Source organism: Candidatus Eisenbacteria bacterium (assembly GCA_020847735.1).
In the GTDB taxonomy this organism is placed as follows: Bacteria; Eisenbacteria; RBG-16-71-46; order RBG-16-71-46; family RBG-16-71-46; genus CAIXRL01.
In genome coordinates this window covers 106,709-127,734 of sequence record JADLBL010000015.1, presented here as the reverse complement: position 1 = coordinate 127,734, position 21,026 = coordinate 106,709, and the positions used below count along the sequence as shown (strand labels likewise).

At 69.7% G+C, this 21,026-nt stretch carries 17 protein-coding genes; 15 read left to right on the top strand and 2 right to left on the bottom strand.

Annotated elements, in window-relative coordinates; genetic code table 11:
• Positions 1–28: 28 nt before the first annotated feature.
• Together udk and IT347_06850 are read right to left on the bottom strand one after the other, a co-directional pair.
• A complete protein-coding gene (udk, locus tag IT347_06855; GenBank protein MCC6349296.1) occupies positions 29–682 on the bottom strand; it encodes a uridine kinase in 654 nt (217 codons plus the stop codon).
• 71 nt (positions 683–753) lie between these two features.
• Entirely contained in the window at positions 754–2,103 is a 1,350-nt protein-coding gene (locus IT347_06850; protein ID MCC6349295.1) for an insulinase family protein, read from the bottom strand.
• A 165-nt stretch (positions 2,104–2,268) separates the two neighbouring features.
• On the opposite strand from IT347_06850, the gene IT347_06845 reads away from it, so the two are divergent.
• The 15 genes from IT347_06845 to lipA all read left to right on the top strand — a co-directional run bounded on the left by IT347_06845 (position 2,269) and on the right by lipA (position 20,973).
• Positions 2,269–2,835 (top strand): RpiB/LacA/LacB family sugar-phosphate isomerase, encoded by a 567-nt coding sequence (locus tag IT347_06845; protein MCC6349294.1) that lies wholly within the window; start codon positions 2,269–2,271, stop codon positions 2,833–2,835.
• Between the two features lie 34 nt (positions 2,836–2,869).
• Positions 2,870–3,943, top strand: coding sequence for an adenosine deaminase (add, locus tag IT347_06840; protein ID MCC6349293.1), 1,074 nt, complete (start codon positions 2,870–2,872; stop codon positions 3,941–3,943).
• A 299-nt stretch (positions 3,944–4,242) separates the two neighbouring features.
• Entirely contained in the window at positions 4,243–6,951 is a 2,709-nt protein-coding gene (locus IT347_06835) for a TonB-dependent receptor (GenBank protein ID MCC6349292.1), read from the top strand.
• Positions 6,938–7,936 carry a PorV/PorQ family protein gene (locus IT347_06830; GenBank protein ID MCC6349291.1) on the top strand — a complete coding sequence of 333 codons (999 nt, stop codon included), beginning with the start codon at positions 6,938–6,940 and terminating at the stop codon, positions 7,934–7,936. The genes IT347_06835 and IT347_06830 overlap by 14 nt, the downstream gene beginning before the upstream one ends.
• The gene (locus IT347_06825) at positions 7,936–9,165 is read left to right on the top strand and encodes a hypothetical protein (protein MCC6349290.1); all 1,230 of its coding nucleotides are present in this window, start codon (positions 7,936–7,938) and stop codon (positions 9,163–9,165) included. Before IT347_06830 ends, IT347_06825 begins: the two co-directional genes overlap by 1 nt.
• Positions 9,162–11,198 carry a hypothetical protein gene (locus tag IT347_06820; GenBank protein ID MCC6349289.1) on the top strand — a complete coding sequence of 679 codons (2,037 nt, stop codon included), beginning with the start codon at positions 9,162–9,164 and terminating at the stop codon, positions 11,196–11,198. Before IT347_06825 ends, IT347_06820 begins: the two co-directional genes overlap by 4 nt.
• On the top strand, positions 11,198–12,697 hold the full coding sequence (locus tag IT347_06815) for a hypothetical protein (protein ID MCC6349288.1): 1,500 nt from the start codon (positions 11,198–11,200) through the stop codon (positions 12,695–12,697). The genes IT347_06820 and IT347_06815 overlap by 1 nt, the downstream gene beginning before the upstream one ends.
• A gap of 313 nt (positions 12,698–13,010) precedes the next feature.
• Positions 13,011–15,047 carry a T9SS type A sorting domain-containing protein gene (locus tag IT347_06810; protein ID MCC6349287.1) on the top strand — a complete coding sequence of 679 codons (2,037 nt, stop codon included), beginning with the start codon at positions 13,011–13,013 and terminating at the stop codon, positions 15,045–15,047.
• Between the two features lie 207 nt (positions 15,048–15,254).
• Positions 15,255–15,701 (top strand): acyl-CoA thioesterase, encoded by a 447-nt coding sequence (locus IT347_06805; protein ID MCC6349286.1) that lies wholly within the window; start codon positions 15,255–15,257, stop codon positions 15,699–15,701.
• 95 nt (positions 15,702–15,796) lie between these two features.
• On the top strand, positions 15,797–17,155 hold the full coding sequence (locus IT347_06800) for a 2-oxo acid dehydrogenase subunit E2 (GenBank protein MCC6349285.1): 1,359 nt from the start codon (positions 15,797–15,799) through the stop codon (positions 17,153–17,155).
• Between the two features lies 1 nt (position 17,156).
• Entirely contained in the window at positions 17,157–17,945 is a 789-nt protein-coding gene (gene lipB / locus IT347_06795) for a lipoyl(octanoyl) transferase LipB (protein MCC6349284.1), read from the top strand.
• 22 nt (positions 17,946–17,967) lie between these two features.
• Entirely contained in the window at positions 17,968–18,309 is a 342-nt protein-coding gene (locus tag IT347_06790; protein ID MCC6349283.1) for an iron-sulfur cluster assembly accessory protein, read from the top strand.
• A gap of 20 nt (positions 18,310–18,329) precedes the next feature.
• Positions 18,330–18,749, top strand: coding sequence for a DUF2203 domain-containing protein (locus tag IT347_06785; protein MCC6349282.1), 420 nt, complete (start codon positions 18,330–18,332; stop codon positions 18,747–18,749).
• Positions 18,750–18,754: 5 nt separating this feature from the next.
• Positions 18,755–19,915: a quinolinate synthase NadA gene (gene nadA / locus IT347_06780; protein ID MCC6349281.1), complete on the top strand. Its 1,161-nt coding sequence runs from the start codon at positions 18,755–18,757 to the stop codon at positions 19,913–19,915.
• Positions 19,912–20,973 (top strand): lipoyl synthase, encoded by a 1,062-nt coding sequence (gene lipA / locus IT347_06775; protein ID MCC6349280.1) that lies wholly within the window; start codon positions 19,912–19,914, stop codon positions 20,971–20,973. The genes nadA and lipA overlap by 4 nt, the downstream gene beginning before the upstream one ends.
• Positions 20,974–21,026 lie beyond the last annotated feature (53 nt).

Here is a 21,026-nt window from a genome sequence, read left to right as displayed (position 1 = left end):
CCGCGGAGGCCGATTCGGCGAACGTCCGTCAGGCTCCGACCGCCGCGCCGACGTCCACGCCGCGTTCGCGCAGCAGCTCGCGGATCTTGGTCTTCACCAGGTCGATGGCCACCTTGTTGTGGCCGCCGCCGGGAATGATCACGTCGGCGAAACGCTTGCTCGGCTCGACAAACTGCAGGTGCATCGGCCGCACGCTCTCTTCGTACTGGCGGAGGATCGAGTCCACGGCGCGGCCGCGCTCGATCAGGTCCCGCCGCAGCCGGCGCGTCAGGCGAACGTCGGCGTCCGCGTCCACGTAGAGCTTGATGTCCATGAGCGCGCGCAGCTCCGGCTCGTGGAAGATCAGGATGCCCTCGAGAACGACGACCAGGTGGTCGCTGATCCGCCGCGTCTCGTTCGCGCGGCAATGGTTGCTGTAGTCGTAGACGGGCTGGTCAATGGGCTTGCCGTCGAGAAGTTCGCGCAGGTGGGCGACGAGCAGGCCGTTGTCGAACGCGTCCGGGTGATCGAAGTTCCGCGCCTCGCGGTCGCGGAAGGGGATCTCGTCGAGGTTCTTGTAGTACGAGTCCTGGTCGATGATCACGACCTTGCCCGAGCCCAGCTCGCGCACGATCGTGCGGGCGACCAGGGTCTTGCCGGAGCCCGAGCCTCCGGCGATGCCGATGAGGATGCGTCGCGACATGCCGCCCGGAAGTTAGCAGCGCCCGCCGGGCCGCGGCAACGCCCGGAGCGCCGGGCTCGAGGGTCGGTCGCTCAGCGTTTGGGCGCGAGCACCAGGCGCACCTGGTGCGCGGGATCCTCCATCCACTCGAGGAAGACCGAAGGCCCCAGGGGGGTCGTCTCGAAGCGGTGGCGGTAGCGGTCCCAGAAATCGTCGCCGCGCCACAGCGCGCGCGTCACCATGCCGGTCGCCAGCGGCACGAGCATCCCCGGCGCCTTTTCCGACTGGAAACGCAGCGCCTGCGGCAGCGGGCCGCCGAGCAGCCAGTCCCAGCCGCGTTTGACGCCGTCCATCGCGTCCCGCGAGACGATCTCCCGCCCGACCTGTTCGGCGAGCGCTCCGAAAGCCGTGCCGAGCGCCGCCGGATCGGTGCTCCCGGCGGGCAGGTCGGGATAGAGCCGGAGCAGTTCGGGCTCCTCGTACGTCGAGATCTGGAAGCGCGCGGTCAGCGGCGCGGGCGCGGCGCCGGCCGTGCGCCGCAGCTGCAGGCCGAGGATCAGGCCCGAGAGGTAGAAGGAAGGGTGAAGCGAGTCGTCGAGCGCCGGGGCGATGATCCCGAGCGCCCCCAGCGGACGCGCGAGGCCGGGCCAGAGCGACGTTCGTGAGCCGCCGGCGAGCCGGACCTCCGGCGCGTCGGGCCGCGCTTCGCCGCCGGGGATCGAGCCGAACTCGCGTTCGACCAGCGAGCGCAGGTCGAGGTTCGTGAAGTCGCCGACGAGCGCGAGGCAGCCGTTGGCCGGCGTGAAACGCGCCCGGAGCAGCGCGGAAACCTCGTCGGCCCCGAGCCGCGAAAGGCCGCGCGCGCCCGCCTGCGCGAGCAGCGCCTCGTCCGAGGTGCCGCCGGCGAGGGCCCGTACGCGCCAGTAAAGCCCCTGTTCCGGCTGGCCGAAGGCGCGCGAGGCGAGGTCGCGGCGGACCTCGGCGATGGACGAGGCGAGGGCCTCCGGCGTCACCGTCACGCCGCGCATGCGGGTCGCGACCTGCCTCAGCACTCCCGGGAACTGCTGCGGCGTCGCGACCTCGGTGAACGAGGTGACGCGCGACGACGTGCCCGCCTTCCAGCCCAGCGGACGCAGGCTCGCCATCTCCTCGCGCGTGCGCGCGGGGATGTCGCCGGCGGCGGCGAAGAACTCCAGGTTGGCGAGCAGCTCGGCAAGGCCCTCGCGATCCTTCGGATCGTCGAGCAGACCGGAGCGGTAGCCGGCCACGACGATCATTCCGCTCGCGCCGGGAACGTGTCGGACACGCACCTCGAGCCCGTTGGCGAGGCGCCATCCCTCCACGAACGTGCTGTCGGCGAGCAGGACCGCCGTCGCGGGCCGGGCCGCGGCGACGGTGAAGCCTGCGAGCAGGCAGGCGCAAATCAGGAGGCGGCGAATCACGTGGGCTCCGCTGCGGGTGGACCGGGGTGCCGCGTACGCGGCACGGGCGCGAACTCGGCGGGCAAGCTTAGCACGACCCTGTGGCCCGCCGGCGTACAGCCGTTGTGAAAGCACCCGCTCGCGACGGTGGCGCCGCCGGCCCCGCGCGACTATTCTGCACGGCCCATGAGCACCCCCGACGAATCCACCGTCCGCCGGCTCGTGAAGGAAGCGATCGAGCGCGCGCTCGGGCCGGAGCCCGGAGCGGCGCCGGCGCCCGCGGCGGCCCCGAAGGTCGTCTCGCCGCGACGTGTCGCGATCGGCTCGGATCACGGCGGCTACGCTCTCAAGGAAGTGCTCAAGCGGGCGATCGCCGAGGAGCTGGGCTGGGAGCCCTTCGACTGCGGCACGCACTCGACCGACGCGGTGGACTATCCCGACTTCGCCGCCGCCGTCGCGCGCGAGGTCGCTTCCGGTCGCGCGGCGCGCGGAATCGTGGTGGACGCCGCCGGCATCGGCTCGACGATGGCCGCCAACAAGATCGCCGGCGTGCGCTGCGCGCTCTGTCACGACGACCGGACGGTGCTCAACAGCCGCGAACACAACGACGCGAACATGCTGGCTTTGGGAGCGAACGTCGTCCACCGCGGCGCGGCCGTCCGTCTCGTCCGGCTCTTCCTGACCACCGATTTCGCGGGCGGCCGCCACGAGCGGCGCGTCCGGAAGATCATGGCGCTCGAGGGCGGCCGCTGAGGCGGCCCGCGGCGCGCGAGGGAACGCACGACCGATGAAGCTCACACTCGACGTCATTCGCCGCATCCCGAAGGCCGAGCTGCACTGCCATCTCGACGGCAGCGTGCGGCCCCGCACCGTCCTCGAACTGGCCGCCGAGCAGAAGGTGCGTCTGCCGACGACGAGCCTGGCCCGCCTGACGCGCCTGCTGCAGGCCGGCAAGCGCACGCGGAACCTGGCGGACTACCTCAAGATCTTCGACATCACGCTGTCGGTGATGCAGGAGAAGGACGCCCTCTACCGCATCGCCCACGAGCTGGTCGAGGACTGCGCGGCCGAGGGTGTCCGCCACCTCGAGGTGCGCTACTCGCCGATCCTGCACCGCAAGCGGCGCCTGGCGTTCGAGGACATCGTGGACCCGGTGATCGCCGGGCTTCGCGACGCGGGCGCCCGGCTGAACATTTCCACGGGCGTCATCATCTGCGGGATCCGCTCGATGTCGCCCGAGGTCTCGCTGTCGCTCGCCGAGCTGGCGGTGGCCTACAAGGGCCGCGGCGTGCTGGCGTTCGACCTGGCGGGGCAGGAGAAGGACTACCCGGCCAAGGCCCACCGGGAGGCGTTCCAGCTCATCGCCAAGCACAACATCAACTCGACGGTGCACGGCGGCGAGGCCTTCGGGCCGGAAAGCATCGCGCAGGCGCTCCACTACTGCGGCGCGCACCGCATCGGCCACGGCACGCGCCTGGCCGAGGATCCCGACCTGCTGCGCTACGTGCGCGATCACCGCGTGCCGCTCGAGATGTGCCTGTCCTCGAACGTGCAGACGCGCGTCGCGCGCTCGCTCAAGGTCCACCCGTTCGGGCAGTACTTCCGCATGGGGCTTCGGGTCACCCTCAACACCGACAATCGCCTGATGTCGGCGACGACCTCGTCGCAGGAGATCCACCTTGCGGCCCGGGCGTTCCGCCTGAGCCCCTACGAGGTCAAGCGGATCGTCATCAACGGCTTCAAGAGCGCCTTCCTTCCCTACCCGCAGAAGGCCCGCATGCTGCGCGAGGTCAACCTCGAGATCGACCGCGTCTTCATGGACGCGTTCCCGCACGAGTACGACCTGCGAGGCAGCTACTAGCAGGTCCGCGACGGTTAGGTGTAGGTGCCCCCGCTGGTCCGCCGCGCTTCCGGGCCGGGTGCGTTCTCCCGCGGGGCGCCGCTTCCCGACGGCCCCAGCGGGACCCGGACGGTCCGCGAACCGGCTGCAAAGCCGCGACATGGAGCAACGGAAGTTCTTGACCCTCCGGATGGCTCGCCTTACGGTCCGCCGTCCAACCTTCACGCTCAGGGAACATGCGACTCGTTCGACCCTTCGTCCTCACGGCCCTCGTCCATCTTCTGTTTGTTTCCGCTGCCTTCGCGGCCGAAGCCGGCTCCGTGGCGGGACGCGTCGTGGACAAGAAGACCGGGCACGCGATCCCGTTCGCGAGCGTGACGATTCCCGAGGCCAAGCGCGGTGGCCTGACCGACTCCGAAGGCCAGTTCCAGATCTCGGGCGTGCCGGCCGGAACCTACGAAGTCAAAGTGCAGTACCTCGGCTACCGCCCGGGGAGCCAGGCCGGCGTCGTGGTCGTCGCGGGCAAGTCGGTCACCGTCAACTTCTCCCTCGAGGACATCGTTGTCCGGGAGGAGAAGGCCGTGGAGGTGACGGCCGAGCGCAGGCTGGTCGAGGTCAAGCAGGGCGCCACGGTCCGCAGCGTGGGCGCGAACGAGATCCGCAATCTGCCGGTGACGACGGTCGGCGACGTTCTCCAGCAACAGGCCGGCATCAGCACCGACGCCGAACAGATCCACGTGCGCGGCGGCCGCGCCGACGAGACCGTGTTCATCGTCAATGGCGTGGCGAACAAGGACCTGATCACCGGGCAATCCACGGCCGGCCAGCTCAACGCCCGCTCGGTCGCCGAGGTCAACGTCGCCACCGGCGCCTACGACGTGCGTTACGGCAACGCCCTTTCGGGGGTGGTCGAGATCAAGCTCAAGGAGGGCACGGACCGCTTCGAGGGCGGCATCACCACCTCGGCCGGAAGCTACGGCGGGCGGTCCTGGCAGTCGGTCGTGGGCGGCCCCGACCCGCTGGTCCTGCCGTTCTTCAGGCTCGTCGGCCTTCGTCCCGCCGGCGCGGCCACCAGCATCCTCGATCTTTCCGGGAGCCTGTTCGAGACGCGCTTCCGCTACCTGCACGACCAGAACGCTTCCCTGCTCGACCGCACGCTGCTGCCGCCGGCCCTGCCGCGGATCCACTCGAGCTACGAGGACTCCTTCCTCGGCCACCGGTTCACGTACGGCGACATGTGGTCGCCCTCGGCCGACAACCGCTGGTCGTTGCGCTACGGCTGGGCGTACAAGCCGAACGCCAGCGACAAGCTGAGCTTCAACTTCAGCAAGCGCATCGCGATCGACCAGGGCTTCAGCCGCTCGTTCATCACTGCGACGGGCGACCAAAACGACCCGGCCTACCCGTGGGCGTGGGACCACCGGATCTCGCACGCGAACACGATCTTCGAGGACAACTTCCAGACTTCGCTGCAGTGGCGGCGCACGCTGTCCACCACCGGCTACACCGAGCTGCAGGTGTCGCGCTACTTCTTCGCGCAGCGCCAGGACGTGCTCGGCAAGATGTGGTGGGAGTACGACGAGCCCGACGACCGCTCGAACTTCCCGCTCGGCGATCCGCGCCGCGACGACTACTTCGTGGACAGCGGCGACGCCGACACCTGGCAGGACCGGCGGACCGTCAGCTACGGCATCGACTGGAGCCTGACGCAGCGCTTCGCGCACCGGCACGAGGTCGAGTTCGGGCTCGAGCACCAGTTCCAGTCGGTGCAGTACCTGACCATCGAGAATCCGTGGGTGTTCGACCAGGACGGGCTCGGCCAGTCGCACGACATCTGGCTCGCGCACCCGTGGACGGGCGACTTCTACGTGCGCGACCGGCTCGAATACGAGGGCTTCACCGCCAACATCGGCCTGCGCGGCGACTACTGGTTCGTGGGCCGCGAGGCCGAGGACGCGCTCGCCGACACCACCCGCCACAACATCGCCGCGGCGACCCGCACGCATTTCTACGAGGAGACGAACTCGTTCTTCGGCCGCCGGTACAAGCTGCACCTCTCGCCGCGCGTGATCGTCGCCCACCCGATCACCGAGAACAGCAGCTTCTTCTTCAACTACGGCGAGTTCACGCAGAACCCGTCGTACCGCTACGTGTACTCGAAGCTGCGCTCGATCTCGTCCGAGTCCTTCCCGCTGCAGGGCAATCCGAACCTGAACCCGCAGATCTCGGTCAACTACGAAGTCGGCGCCAAGCACCAGTTCTCGCCGCGGGCCGCCGCGAACGTCACGTTCTTCGTCCGCGACATCTACGACTATCCGAGCGCCACGCGCGTGGACCCGATCAGCGGCACGAATCTGGCCTCGTATTTCATCTACCTGAACGGCCACTTCGCCCGCTCCAAGGGCTTCGAGATCGAGGTGGAGAAGCGCCGCTCGAACCACTGGGCGGGCAAGCTCAGCTACTCGTTCCAGCAGACGAAGGGCAAGAGCAGCGATCCGAACGAGGACCGCGCGCTGCAGGAACTGGGCGGCAGCAGCGAAACGCGCCTCTCCGAGGTGTTCGTGCGCTGGAACCGGCCGCACAAGGTGACCGCGAGCTTCGACCTGCGCTTCGACCGCGAGGCTCCGGCGGGCTGGCGCTGGCTGAAGCAGTGCGGGCTCAACGTCTTCATGCAGGGGCAGTCGGGCCGCGCCTACACGCCGCTCGATCCGACCGGCCTCATCACCATCGGCGAGCCCAACTCCCTGAACGCGCCCATGCAGATCACGACCGACCTCAAGCTGAACCGCTGGTTCGGCCTGTTCGGCCGGCGCATGGACGTTTCGCTGCAGGGCACGAACGTGTTCAACAACCGCCTCATCTACCGCGTGGACCAGATCTCCGGCAAGGGCTTCGTCTGGGGCGAGGGCGAGTTCGATCCCCGCCACGTCTCGAACCTGAACGACTACACGCGGATCTCCCAGGTGGACGACCCGTCCAACTACGGTCCGGGCGCGCAGTGGAGGCTATCGCTCGATGTGGACTTCTAGCCGCGCCCCGCTGGCCGCCCTCGCGCTCACCGCGCTGCTCGCGGGCGGGGCGCGCGCGCAGGGCTCGCTCGGCGGGCAGCGCGCCGGCACCTCGTCGGGCACGTTCCTACGGATCGGCGTCGGCGCGCGCGCGGTGGCCATGGGCGAATCGTTCGTCGCCGTCGCCAACGATCCGAGCGCGATCTACTGGAACCCGGCCGGGCTCGCGTCGCTGCAGCGCCGCGAGGTGGGCCTCTCGTACGTGCAGTGGCCGGCCGACGTGGACTACGGCCACATCGCCCTGATCGTGCCGGTCAAGCGGCTCGGCGGCTCCGTCGGACTGCAGTTCGGCGTGCTCGCGACGCGCATGGACGAGACGACCGAGCTGATGCCGTTCGGCACCGGGCGCTCGTTCTCGTATTCCGACGTCGTGGCGGGCGCCACCTACGCGCGTCGCTGGACCGACAAGCTGCTCGTCGGCGCCGGCCTCAAGTACGTGCACGAGGACCTCGGCTCGCAGGTCGGGGGCCCCACGACCAGCGCGGTGCTGCTCGACATCGGCTCGATCTACTACCTCGGACTCGGCAGCGTGCGCATCGCGACTTCGCTCACCAGCTTCGGTCCGCAGCTGCGGCCCGCGGGCGACTGGGTGTCGCCGCTCACCGGCGAGGTCCGGCAGTACGACGGCTTCGACCCGCCGATGGTGTTCCGCTACGGGCTCGCGTTCGAGCCGCTCGAGAACAACACGCAGCGCCTGACGACGGCCCTGGAGGTGAACCAGCCCGCCGACAACGAGCAGAACCTCAAGGCCGGCGCGGAATGGACCTACCTGCGCCGCTTCGCGCTGCGTTCGGGTTACAACTTCCGGGCCGACGCGCTCAAGTTTTCCGCGGGCGCGGGCTTCGTCGCCGACGTCAACGATTCGCGGCTCAACATCGACTACGCGTGGACCGACGGCGGACCTCTGGGCAGCGTCCACCGCATGACGCTGGGAGTGCGGTTCTGATGCGCCGGCTGCTTCCGCTGCTTCCGCTGCTCGCGCTGGCCGCGCTCGCCGGGCTTTCGGGCTGCGGCACGACCTTCCCGCTGCCGACCGAACGTCCGCGCACGATCGGCGTTCCGACCGACTCCAGCTACGCGATGATCGCGACCTGGACCGGCTTCGACGGCATCCGGGACGTCCTGCTCACGCAGGGTTCCGGCACGCAGCTGTTCGTGCTGTTCAACGACGGTCAGGTCGCGACGCTGCCGCCGACGGCCCCGGTCACCCCGCACGGCGAGGTGCGCCTGTACGCGATGGCGAAGCCGACGGTGATCGGCCCGCCCTACTTCCTGCCGCTCTCCGGGCTCTACAACCCGATCGCGGTCGCCGCGGCGCAGAACCGGCTGTTCGTGCTGGATGCGGGCGACTCGTGCAAGGCGCGCTACGACGTGCGCCGCGGCACCTGCGAACCCGACGCGGACACGACCTCCGCCACGGGGCACCCCTTCCGCGCCCAGGTCTTCGATTACTCGGCGATCTGGCGCGTGCGCGAGTTCTCGCTCGCGGGCGGGGACACGCTCTCGACCTTCACCGACACGACGTTCGCCAACGTCACCGGCATGGCGGCCGGTGAGGACGGGTTCGTCTACGTCTCCGGCACGGTCGCGGTGCTCGACACCAACGTCCTCGACGTGCGCGACCGCACCAAGAAGTTCGCCTCGCGGGTCTATCGCTACGCGCGCGGTCCGCGCTACGCGGGGCTCGTGCCGGACGGCCTGAACCGCGACGTCAACATGCCGGGCGCCAACTGGCATCGCGACACGACCTGGGTCGTGCTCGACGGCACCGGCACGGCGTCGGTGTTCGACCCCTCGAGCCTTTACTACTCGCGCTGGGCGGGGCAGTCGCTGTTCGTCACCGATCGCGGCAACGGCGCCATCAAGTCGGTGTCGGTGGCGACCACGGATCTGGGCCTGATCAAGGTGGACGGTTCGACGACGGGCGCCAATTTCCTGCTGCCGGACGACGTGTTCGCCGACCTCGAGGGCTACTTCTACGTTCTGGATCGCGGCAACCGCCGGGTGCTCCGCTACGACGCCCAGACCGGCGAGTACGTCCAGCGCGTGGACGTCGAGAACAACGCCCAGAACGAACCGCTGCTGGATCCCGTTTCCATCGCCGCCGACGATTCGCTCGTGTTCGTGGCCGATCACGGCCGCGGCAAGCTCGTGAAGTTCAAGAGGCGCAAGTGAAGACGCTCTCCGCATCCGTATCGCTCGCGCTCGCGCTCGCGGCCATGACCGCGTTCGCCGCCGGCGACCCGCACGAGTCCCGCGCCCCCGCGCCGCCCGCCGGCTCGGCGGCGACCGACACGACGGCCAACATCTACGCCGTGCGGCTGCTGGACCAGAACCTGGTCGGCATGACGATCACGAACTACGGGTTCATCGGCAACAATTTCACCTCGCGCGCCCCGTCGTTCGAATATCCGCTCGGCTCCGGCCAGGAACACCTCGTTCGCGGCGGCCTGTGGATCGGGGCGATCGCGGTGGACGACAACGGCGCGTTCACCGGCGTGACCACGGGTTCGATCGACGGCACGGCGGGCGACGCCGCGGCGGAGGCGACCGAGTACTCGCCGCTCGGCGAAAGCGTGCTCGCGCGTTCCACGCTGCCGCAGAGCCGCTACTACAACCCGGCCGCGATCAGCGAGTTCGACCTTTCCTCGACCTTCTGGGACGGCGTCACCAAGCCCCCGCGCGGGCGTGAACCGCACCGGCCGCTGCACGTGCGGGTCAAGCAGGAGAACTACAGCTGGTCGTTCTCCAACTACGCCAATATGGCGTTCTTCCACTACGTCATCCGCAACGACGGCGCGCCGCTGCGCAACGTCTGGGTCGGCCTCTACAACGAACTCGCGACGGGCAACAAGAACCTCTACAGCTGCTGGCCACCCTCCGGCGGCTGCGCCAGCGCCAACATGGGCGCCTGGTGGCGCAGCAAGGTGATCGGCTGGGTGGACTCGACGAGCATGTTCACGGAGTCCTTCTGCAAGAACCCGGTGGACTGCAAGCGCCAGTTCGCGCCGGCGATGGTCGCCGTGAAGCTGCTCGGCGTGCGGCCCGGTTCGCTCGGCGACACGAGCGTCACGAAGATCACGACCCAGGTCTGGAGCTTCTCGCCGGGCAGCAACCTGCGTGACGAGGACACGGAGCGTTACGCGCTGATGAGCGCCGGCACGATCCAGCCGCTGGTGCCGCTGCCCGATTCGCTCGCGCCGCTCACGGGCGACCCCACGACCCTGCTGGCCGTCGGACCGTTCGAGACGCTCAATCCCGGCGACAGCATCCAGGTGGACTTCGCCTACATGGGCGCCAACGATCCCTCGATTCCGGTCGAACAGCAGCAGCTGGCCCTGCGCGCCCGCGTCGCCCAGCACGCCTACGACCTCGACTACAAGGTGCCGGTGCCGCCGCCCTCGCCGACGATGCGGGTGGTGCCGCGGGCCGGCGCCGTGGACCTCTACTGGACGGACGCGCCGGAGTCGTTCGAGGATCCGACGAGCCCGAACCCCCGCGACTTCGAGGGCTACCGGGTGTACGTGGGCGAGGACCGGCTCGACCTGAGGCTCTACCGGCAGTTCGACCTCGACACGTCGCCGAACGACACCACCGGTTTCAACACCGGCTTCGGGGCCATCCGGCTCGCGACACCCGAGGTGGTGGACGGCGTGACCTACCGCTACAAGCTGACCGTCTCCAGCCTGCGCGACGGCTTTCACTACTGGGTGGCGGTGACGTCGTACGACGTCGGCACGTCCGAGATCGAGTCGCTGGAGAGCGGCCTCGCGCAGAACGAAACCACGGTCATTCCCGCGCCGGCGCCGGGCGAGGCGGCGGGGGCAGGCATCACCGTGTTCCCGAACCCGTACCGGGTCGAGGCGCGCTGGGATTCGCAGCAGAACGTGCGCGACCACTTCCTGTGGTTCGCGAACCTGCCGCCCAAGGCGACGATCCGGATCTACACGCTGCACGGCGACCTGATCTACGAGACCGACTTCGACGGGGCCACCTACTCCGGCACGAACGCGCGCGGCATCTACAACCCCACGACCGACCTGAAGACGCACCTGTCGGGGGCGACGTGGGGCTGGGACATGATCACGCGAGCCGGCCAGGCGGCGGCGACGGGCCTGTACGTCTATTCGGTCGAGGACCGGCAATCCGGCAAGCGCACGCTCGGCAAGTTCCTGATCGTCAAGAGCGACCGGGAGGGACTGCACTAGTGCGCGCGCTTCGCAGGCTCCTGCCGCTCGCCGTGCTGGCGACCTTCGGCCTCGCCGCCGGGTGCGGGCTGAAGGGCACGATCCGGCCGAACCAGGCGCCCGAAACGACTCTCTACGTGCAGGGCCCCGTGGACACGGTCAATCACGTGGTGCACCTCTACTGGTTCGGCACCGACGTGGACGGCACGATCTCCGGCTACCAGATTCGACTGCTGAACCCGGCCGATCCGGCGGAGTCGGCGTGGGTCTTCACCTCCCGGACCGACTCGTTGTTCACGGTCTTCACGCCGACCGGCTACACGGCGCCGCGCTTCGAGGTACGGGCGCTCGACAACCTGAATCAGGTGGACCCGACGCCGGCGGTCGAGGACTTTCACTTCTCGAACCAGCCCCCGGTGGTGACGCTGCAGCAGCGCCCGCAGCCGCAGGACACGACGTACGCCTCCGTCACGGTTACCTGGAACGCCGGCGACGTGGACGGCGATCCCGCGCGGATGGTGTTCCGCGTCTGGCTCGACGGCCAGGCGGCCAGTCCGCTGACCACGACCGGGCGCTCGTTCACCATGCCCTCATCCCGATTCACGAGCGGGCCGTACGCTTCCCGTTATCGCCGGCTATACGTGCAGGCGATTGACGACGGCGGCATGGCGGGCAACGTGGATAGCTGCACGTGGTACGTGCGCCAGGCGGCGCCGGACTCGACCCAGCGGGCGCGGTTGCTGATCGTGGACGACGTGCCGCTGACCGCCTCGGGCCAGGGCAACCAGCTCAACTTCCGCATCGACACGCTTTACTCCAACACCGCCGCGCGCAACCTGCCCGCGGGTTCCTACTCGATCCTGCGGCTGCAGTTCACGCAGCCGTTCGCGTCGGCCGCCGACCTCGAGCAGACGATGAGACTGTTCGACGCCGTGGTCTGGTACCGCGCCAACGAAACCTCCATCTCCGGCGTCCTGCGCACCTACGGGCTCGACGGCATCGGCGCGTACCTGGAGGCCGGCGGCCGGTTCTACCTCGACGGGCTGTACCTGTTCGCCGGACACAACGCCAACGGTCAGCTCCCCGACGAATTCGTCACGCGCTACCTGAACTGTCGCGGCCTGTATCAGGCGTTCACCACCACCATCGCCTTCGGCCAGGACTCGACCATCGGCTGGGGCAACCCCAATGGCTCCGTGTTCACCGACAGCACGTACCTGGGGAGCGTCCGCGACAGCATCCGCCAGCAGCAGCTCACGCCCCGCCAGACGGAGGCGAGCGGGATCCGCTGCTTCGTCCAGAACAACTCCTCCGAGGGCATTCTGTGGGCGAGGCCGTCCAGCCTGACCCCGGCGCCGCCGACGGCCGTGCCGGTCGCCATGTCGGTGCCGCAGCCGAGTGGTGGACGCGCCGTGGTCGTGACCGTCCCCATCATTCCTTCCGCGCCCATCGCGGGCTACAACGGCGCGCCGCGGATCCTCGCGAAGATCTTCCAGCAGCTCGGGCTCACCGGGCCCTGAGGGGCTCCGGGCGCTGCCGGGGCGCGTCGGCCCGGGGGGCGTAGCCTTCCGGGGCCTCGTGTTTGGCACCACCAAATCCCGGCGGGGAAGGTCCCCTATTGCACGGACTTCGCCGTGAAATTCCTTCCGTTTCGGGTCCCCGGCGCTGATACACTCTGTCGCGGAAATCCTTTCACGAGAGGGCGGCAGTGACCGCTCCATGACCGGCACGAACGGTCTCGCGACTCGGCGCCAAGGAGGCCAAGGCAGGGCAGCCCGACAACGCCCCGTTCAGACCCTTCATCCAGTCCAACCAGCAAACAGGGGTATCGAAATGCACAAGTTTCTGACCCGAGTCCTGAGCACCGCGGTGCTCGTGTGCGCCACCGCCGGCCTGGCGAGCGCGGCCCAGTGGCCGAACGCCACCTACCCGGATACGCTGAACCTGTACCAGGTGCAGTTCGGCATGGCCAATCCGGGCGCCGGCGCTCCCGCGCTGCTCGACACCGTGATGGGCGTCGGCGGCATCATCACCGGTTTCGACGCCAAGGCCACCGGCTACGGCTTCTACATCCAGACCTCCGACGGCACCGTGCCGTGGACCGGCGTGGATGTCTTCACCGGCTCGTTCAACTACAACGCCGCGCCCTTCAGCCTCGCGCTCGGCGACTCGGTCATCGTCTACGGCCGGATCCAGGAGTTCGGCGGCGGAACCGAGATCGAGGGCTTCGACGGCGTCCAGGGTACGAACGACATCATCGTTCGCAAGCTCTCGAGCGGCAACCCGCTGCCCGCCATTCACGGCGGCACGACCACGCAGCTCAGGGAAACCCCGAAGGGCAACGTGCTGCAGGAGCAGTACGAGGGCATGCTGGTCCAGATCAACGGGCCGCTGGTCGTCGCCCGCAATTCCGGCGTCGGCACGAGATCGTTCCTCCTCGTGGATCCCTCGGCGCCGAGCGACTCGGTGAACATCGACGGCAACACGCTGACCACCTACGAGGCGCCCGCCGTCGGCACGACCGTGACCCTGGTGCGCGGCATCTACGAGGAGCGCACCCGCGGCTATCGCATTCAGATTCGCGACGGCAACGACATCGATCTGGCCACGCCGCCCAACGTGACGGACGGTTACCCGGTCGCGGACACACAGGTCCGCCTGACCTTCGATCGCGCGGTCACGTCGGCGACGGCCACGGACATCAACAACTACTCGCTGGCGTCGTTCGGATCGGTGGACGCGGCGACCATGGACGGCTCCTCGGCGGTCCTGCTGGACATCACGAACGGCCTGCCGCACGGCGCCTCGGAAACCGTGACGGTCAGCGGCATCGTCAGCGTGTCGAGCGGGCTGGCCATGACGGCGCCGCAGTCGCGTACGTTCATCAACGGCGTGCTCAGCTGCGCCGAGGTCCAGGCCCCGAATCCCGATTCTCTGGCCGGCATTCCCTGCCTCGACCGCTCGCGCTTCGCCGGCGGCGGCGGCCAGACGAGCCAGGGCAACATCGGGCCGCGCATGTCCATGACGGGCGTCGTGCAGGGCATCTACACGCCGCTGCACTACCTCGCCGACGAGGGCGGCGGACTGCGCTCGGGCGTCTCGATCTTCGCGCCGCCGACGTTGCCGGTTCTGGGCCACAAGATGTTCGTGACCGGACAGGTGCAGGAGTTCTTCGGCGAGACGGAAGTCGGCGCCATCGTCTCGAGCACCGACCTCGGAGTCGCGACGGCACCCGCGGCGGCCACGCCGGACCTCTCGATCATTGACCACGACGGCTGCGACCCGAACGAGTCGGTGGAGGACGCCGAGGACTACGAGGGCATGCTGGTCAAGGTCGCGTATGGCAAGGTCATCCTCGCCGAGGGCCTCGTGACGCCGCCGACGAACGGCTTCCACATCATGAACCAGGCCGGCACGGACACCATCTTCGTGTCGAACCTGAACGGCGTGCTCAGCCCGTTCTCGGTCAAGCCCCTCGGCATGACCTGCACGGTGACCGGCGTGCTGCACTACTCGAACAACAGCTTCCGCATCTGCCCGCGCGACTATGGCGACATCGTGGACCACGGCATGAACGTCAGCGTGCCGCCGGCCTCGGGCAAGGTCCGCTTCGCGGCCTACCCGAACCCGGGCGTGACGTCGCGGCTGTCGTTCAGCCTCCCGACCGAAGCCAACGTCGAACTCGGCGTGTTCGACGTGGCCGGCCGCCAGGTCGCGCAGCTCGCCCGGGGCCGCATGCCCGCCGGCGAGTACTCGCGCGAGTGGGACGGACGCACGTCGGCCGGCAAGGTCGGAGCGGGCGTCTACTTCTACCGCCTGACGGTGGACGGCAAGACCTACTCGGTCCGCAACGTCCGGCTCGGCCAGTAAGCGCGGCAGCGATGGACGCGGCCGGGAGCCCCAACGGGCTCCCGGCCGTTTCTTTGCGGGTGCTCCGCCACGCGCCTATACTGCCGCCTTCCTGATTTCACGGCCGCCCCCACGAAGGGCGGGCCGAACGCACACCCGGGGAAGCAAGCCGAAGTGAGTCCCGAGACGACGCGCGAGGGCCGGACGGTGGCCGAGTCGGCCACCGAGATGACCCAGATGGTTCTGCCGCACCACGCGAACGTCCACGGAACGTTGTTGGGCGGGACGGTGATGCACTGGGTGGATCTCGCGGCGGCGGTGGTCGCGAACCGGCACAGCCGCCGCCCGGTGGTGACCGCGGCGTTCGACGAAATGGCGTTCCTCGCCCCGGTCATGGTGGGCCAGATCGCGATCCTCCGGGCGCGGTTGACGCTCGCGGATCGCAGCAGCATGGAGATCCGGGTGGACGTGGACTCGGAGGACGTGCTGACGGGGGAGCGGCGGCGCACGGGAACGGCCTTCGTGACGTTCGTCGCGCTCGATCCGGTGACCCGGCGCCCGACGCCGGTGCCACGATTGCTGCTGGAAACGGACGGAGAGCGGTCCGAGCACGCGCAGGCGCTCGAGCGCCGGCGGCAGCGGCTCGAACGCCGCAAGGCGCACGCGAAGAGCTGACCCCGGGCGGCGGTGAACCGCCGGGCCCGGACGACGAATCGAATTGCCGACACGGCCGGCCGCGCGGGGCGCGGGGGCACCAACGGAGGAACGACATGGCCATCTCGATCGTGGTTCCGCAGCTCGGCGAGAGCGTCGCCGAGGGGACCGTCGCCAAGTGGCTGAAGGCCGTGGGCGACAAGGTGCGCAAGGAAGAGCCGATCGTGGAGATCCAGACGGACAAGATCAACGTCGAGATCCCTTCGCCCGCGGAAGGCACGCTCGCGGCGATCGTCGTGGCCGAGGGCACGACCGTGCTGGTCGGAACCGAGATCGGCTCGATCTCGGGCGCGGCCGAAGGCGCCGCCGCGCCGGCCGCCGCGCCGGCGACCGCGGCCCCTGCCCGCGCCGCGGCGCCCGCCCCGCCGGCCTCCGCGCCCGCGCGCCAGGCCCCCGCCGCCGTCGCGAGCGACGCCGGCAACGGTCACGCCTCGGGGGGCAGCCTCGGTCACGACGACGAACGCACGCTCTCGCCGGCTGTCCGCCGGCTGATGAGGGAGAACAACGTCACGGCCGCCGAAGTGCGCACGATTCGCGGCTCCGGCACGGCCGGCCGCGTGACGCGCGACGACCTGCTCGACTGGCTCAAGAACCGCCCGGCCGCGACGCCCGCCGCTGCCGCGGCTCCCGCGGGCCGAACCGCGGCGGCTCCCGCCCCGGCCGCGCTGCCGGCGTTCCTGCGCGCCGCGGCCGCGCCCGCCGGCGACGGCCCGCGCGAGGAGATCGTGCCGTTCACGCGCGTGCGCAAGGTCATCGCCGAGAACATGGTCAAGGCCAAGCACACGGCGGCCCACACGCATTGTTTCGACGAGGTGGACATGTCCGCCATCGTCGCGCTCCGCAAGGAATGGGCTCCGAAGCTCGAGGCGCAGGGCGTCAAGCTCACCTACATGCCGTTCTTCATCAAGGCGTCGGTGCTCGCGCTTCGCGAGTTCCCGTGGGTCAACGGCGCGGTGAGCCCGGCGGGCGACGCGATGATCGTCAAGAAGTACTACAACATCGGCGTCGCCGTGGGCCGCGACGACAAGGGGCTGATCGTTCCCAACCTCAAGGACTGCGACCGCAAGAACCTGGTGCAGCTCGCGGCCGAAATGAACGACCTCGCGGCGCGCGCGCGCGCGGACCGGCTGACGATGGACGAGATCCAGGGCGGCACGTTCTCGATCACGAACGCGGGGGTCTTCGGCGCGATCAACTCGGCGCCGGTCATCAACGTGCCGGACGTGGCGATCCTCGGCGTGCACAAGATCGTCGAGCGCCCGGTGGTCCGTGGCGGTCAGATCGTGGTCGCGCCGATGATGAACACGGTCATCGGCTTCGATCACCGGGTGGTGGACGGCGAGCTGGCCGTCAAGTTCCTGCGCCGCGTCTGCGAGCTCCTCGAGAAGCCCGAGCTGCTCTGGTTCTACGCCTGATGTGGAGGTTCCCCGCTTCGGCGCCGAAGCGGGGAGCACGCCTGATCTGACCAGCCCCGGCACCCTGACCGTCTGCGCGCTCGGCGCGACGCCCTATCGCGAAGGAATCGCGCTTCAGGACGCGCTGGTGGCCGCGTGTGCGTCGGGGAAGACGGGGGACTGGCTGCTGTACCCGGATCATCCGCCGGTGCTGACGGTGGGCCGCAACGCGAGCGCGGACGGAGTGCGCGCCGACGCGGCGACGCTCGCGTCGCGCGGCATCGAGGTGTTCGAGGTGCCGCGCGGGGGCGACGTGACCTGGCACGGTCCGGGGCAGCTCGTCGGCTATCCGATCGTCTCGCTCGACCGGGTGGACCGCGACCTGCACCGCTGGCTGCGGGTGCTGGAGGGAGCCCTCATCCGGGCGCTGGCGCGTCACGGGATCGTCAGCGAAAGGTCCGCGGGACGCACGGGCGTGTGGGTGGGCGAGCGCAAGATCGCGTCCATCGGCGTCGCGGTCCGGCGCTGGGTGGGCTATCATGGCTTCGCGCTCAACGTGCGTCCGGATCTCTCGGACTTTTCCCTCATCCATCCGTGCGGCCTCAAAGGTGTCCGGATGACCAGCATGGCGGCCGAGCTCGGGAGCGGCGCTCCCCCGCTCGAAGTCGTGCGGGAGGACGTGACGCAGGAGCTTTCGATACTTCTCGCCTACGAACGCGTCGTCTCCGCCCCTGCGGAGGAGGCGCGAAGCTGGATCAAGCGGGATCGTCCCGCGGCCGAAACCGCGACCGGAACGGCCTCAAGGACCTGACCCGCAACGGAGGAATCCCCAAATGGTGACGATGACCGACGCCGCTGCCGCCAAGCTCAACGAACTTCTCGCCCAGCAGGACGGCGTGCTCGGCCTGCGCCTGAGCGCGGTCCCCGGCGGCTGCTCCGGCTACCAGTACGGCATGGCGTTCGCCGAGGCGACGCAGGAAGGCGACTGGGTCGGGGAGTTCCAGGGCGTCAAGGTGTTCGTGGACCCGGACAGCGCCGGCATCCTCAACGGCGTGAAGGTGGACTACGTCGAGTCGCTGCAGGCGACCGGCTTCACGATCCACAACCCGAACGTGGTCCGCTCGTGCGGGTGCGGCAAGTCGTTCGAGACGGGCGAGGGAGGCTGCGGCAGCTGACGGCCGCCCCGGGACCCCCCGTGCGCATCACGCTCTTCACCGTCGAGGAAGCCAACCAGGCGCTCGTCCGGCTGCGGCCGGAACTCGAGCGGCTGCGCGGCCGCAAGCGGGACTTCGACCGTCTCGGCACGCGCCTCGACGTGCTGCAGGTCGCGACCAGCGGCGCCGCGCCCGGAAATGCCGACGCGGTCGAACTGCGCGAGGTTTCCGAGCGCCGCCGCCGGCTCGGCGACTCGCTGTCGCGCGCCGTGGCGTCCCTGCACGAGACCGGTGTGCTGGTGAAGGACCTGGATCAGGGCCTGTGCGACTTCTACGCGCTCGCCGGCGACCGGCTGGTGTTCCTGTGCTGGCGGCTCGGCGAGACGGAAGTCGGCCACTGGCACTCGCTCGAGGAAGGCTTCTCCGGCCGGCGGCCGCTCAAGAACGCGGGCCTCGAATGACGACCATGCTCGGACCCGCGGCGCTGCCCGCGGGCGCGCGGCCGTTCTCGGACTACGTCGCGCTCGACGCGGAGGAGATCCGGCGGCGGACGCTCGCCGCGCGCGCGAAGCTGGCGGAAAAGGTCGTGATCCTCGGGCATCACTACCAGCGTGAGGCCGTCATCGAGTTCGCCGATTTCCGCGGCGACTCGTTCCGGCTCGCACAGATCGCCACCGCGCAGGATGCGGCCGAGTACATCGTCTTCTGCGGCGTGCACTTCATGGCCGAGGCCGCCGACGTGCTGCGCGGCCCGCGGCAGACGGTGATCCTGCCGGACCTCAAGGCCGGTTGCTCGATGGCCGACATGGCGTCGCTCGAACACGTCGAGGAGGCGTGGGACGCGCTGCTCGCCGCGCACGGCGACGTCTTCACGCCCGTCACGTACATGAACTCGACCGCCGCGATCAAGGCGTTCTGCGGCGCCCACGGAGGCGTCGTCTGCACGTCGAGCAACGCCTCGAAGGTGCTCGAGTGGGCGTGGGCGAGGAAGCCCAAGGTGCTGTTCTTCCCCGACCAGCACCTCGGCCGGAACTCCGCCTACTCGATGGGCGTGCCGCTCGAGCACATGGCCGAGTGGGACTGGCGCGCCACCGACCCGCGGGCCGGCAACGCCGCCGCGTTACGGCCGGAGACGCGCATCGTGCTGTGGAAGGGTTTCTGCTCGGTGCACACCAAGTTCGCGAAGGCGATGGTGGACGAAGTGCGCGCCGCGGACCCGGCGGTCCGGGTCCTGGTGCACCCGGAGTGCCCGTTCGACGTCGTGCGCGCGGCGGACCTCGTCGGCTCGACCTCGTACATCGTCGAGCAGGTCCGCGCCGCGGCGCCCGGCGCGCACTGGGCGATCGGCACCGAGATCAACCTCGTACACCGGCTGGCGCTCGAGCATCCGGAGCAGACGATTCACTCGCTGCAGAAGAACGTCTGTCCGTGCGCCACCATGAACCGCATTGACCCCGCGCACCTGCTGTGGACGCTGGAGAACCTGGTGGACGGCAAGGTGGTGAACCCGATTCGCGTTCCCGAGGACGTGCGCCGCGACGCGCGCACCGCCCTCGACCGCATGCTGGCGCTGAAGGGCACCGGCGCGGTCGCGATCGGCGCCGCGGCCCCGGGGACCGGACGATGAGCGATTTCGACACGACCCCGCCCGACGATCAGCCGCTCGTCCCGATCGGCGAGCCGGCCGCCACGATCGGCGTCTACGGCGCTCCGCGGCCGGCGGTGCCCGAGCGCGTGCCGCTTCAGCCGCGCACGAAGGGCTGCGCCTCCGGCGCGGGCTCGCTCGGAGCGGTCGAGCCCGGCGAGTTCCGCCGGTTGCCGCCGTGGCTCAAGATCCAGCTGCCGGGCCAGGGCGAGTACGCCGAGACGAAGTCGCTGCTTCGCGGCCAGCGGCTCGTGACCGTCTGCGAGGAGGCCCGCTGCCCGAACCTCGGCCACTGCTGGGCGCGCGGCACGGCGACCATCATGATCCTGGGCGAGCTGTGCACGCGGCGCTGTGGATTCTGCGCGGTGGCGCCGGGCCGGCCGAACGGCTGGGTGGATTGGGACGAGCCCCGCCGCGTCGGGGAGGGCGTCGCGGCGATGAACCTGCGTCACACGGTGATCACCTCGGTCGCGCGCGACGACCTGAAGGACGGCGGCAGCACGATCTTCGCCATGGTCATCCGCGAGATTCGCCGGCGTTCGAAGACGGTGGTCGAGGTGCTGATCCCCGACTTCCGCGGCAGCCTCGAGGATCTGCAACGCGTCATGGACGCGCGGCCCGAGGTCATCAACCACAATGTCGAGACCGTGCGGCGGCTGCACCCGGTCGTGCGTCCGAGCGCCCGCTACGACCGCTCGCTCGAACTGCTCCGGCGCGTCAAGGAGAGCGGCACGGGCATCAAGTCCAAGAGCGGCATCATGCTCGGCCTCGGCGAGACCGACGACGAGGTGCTGCGCACGCTCGAGGACCTGCGCGCGCACGGCTGCGACCTGCTGACGATCGGCCAGTACCTGCGGCCGTCCAGGCTGCACCTGCCGGTCGCCGAGTACGTGCATCCGGACAAGTTCGCGCACTGGAAGCGCGTCGCGGACGGCCTCGGCTTCGAGGGCGCCGCGAGCGGTCCGCTGGTGCGCTCGAGCTACCATGCCGACCTGCTCGCCGGCACGGTCAGGCCGGGGGAGACCTCGAAGGCGGATTAGCCGCGCAGGGTGAACGTCCAGGGCCGGCGCTCCCCCCGGGGCGCCGGCCCGAT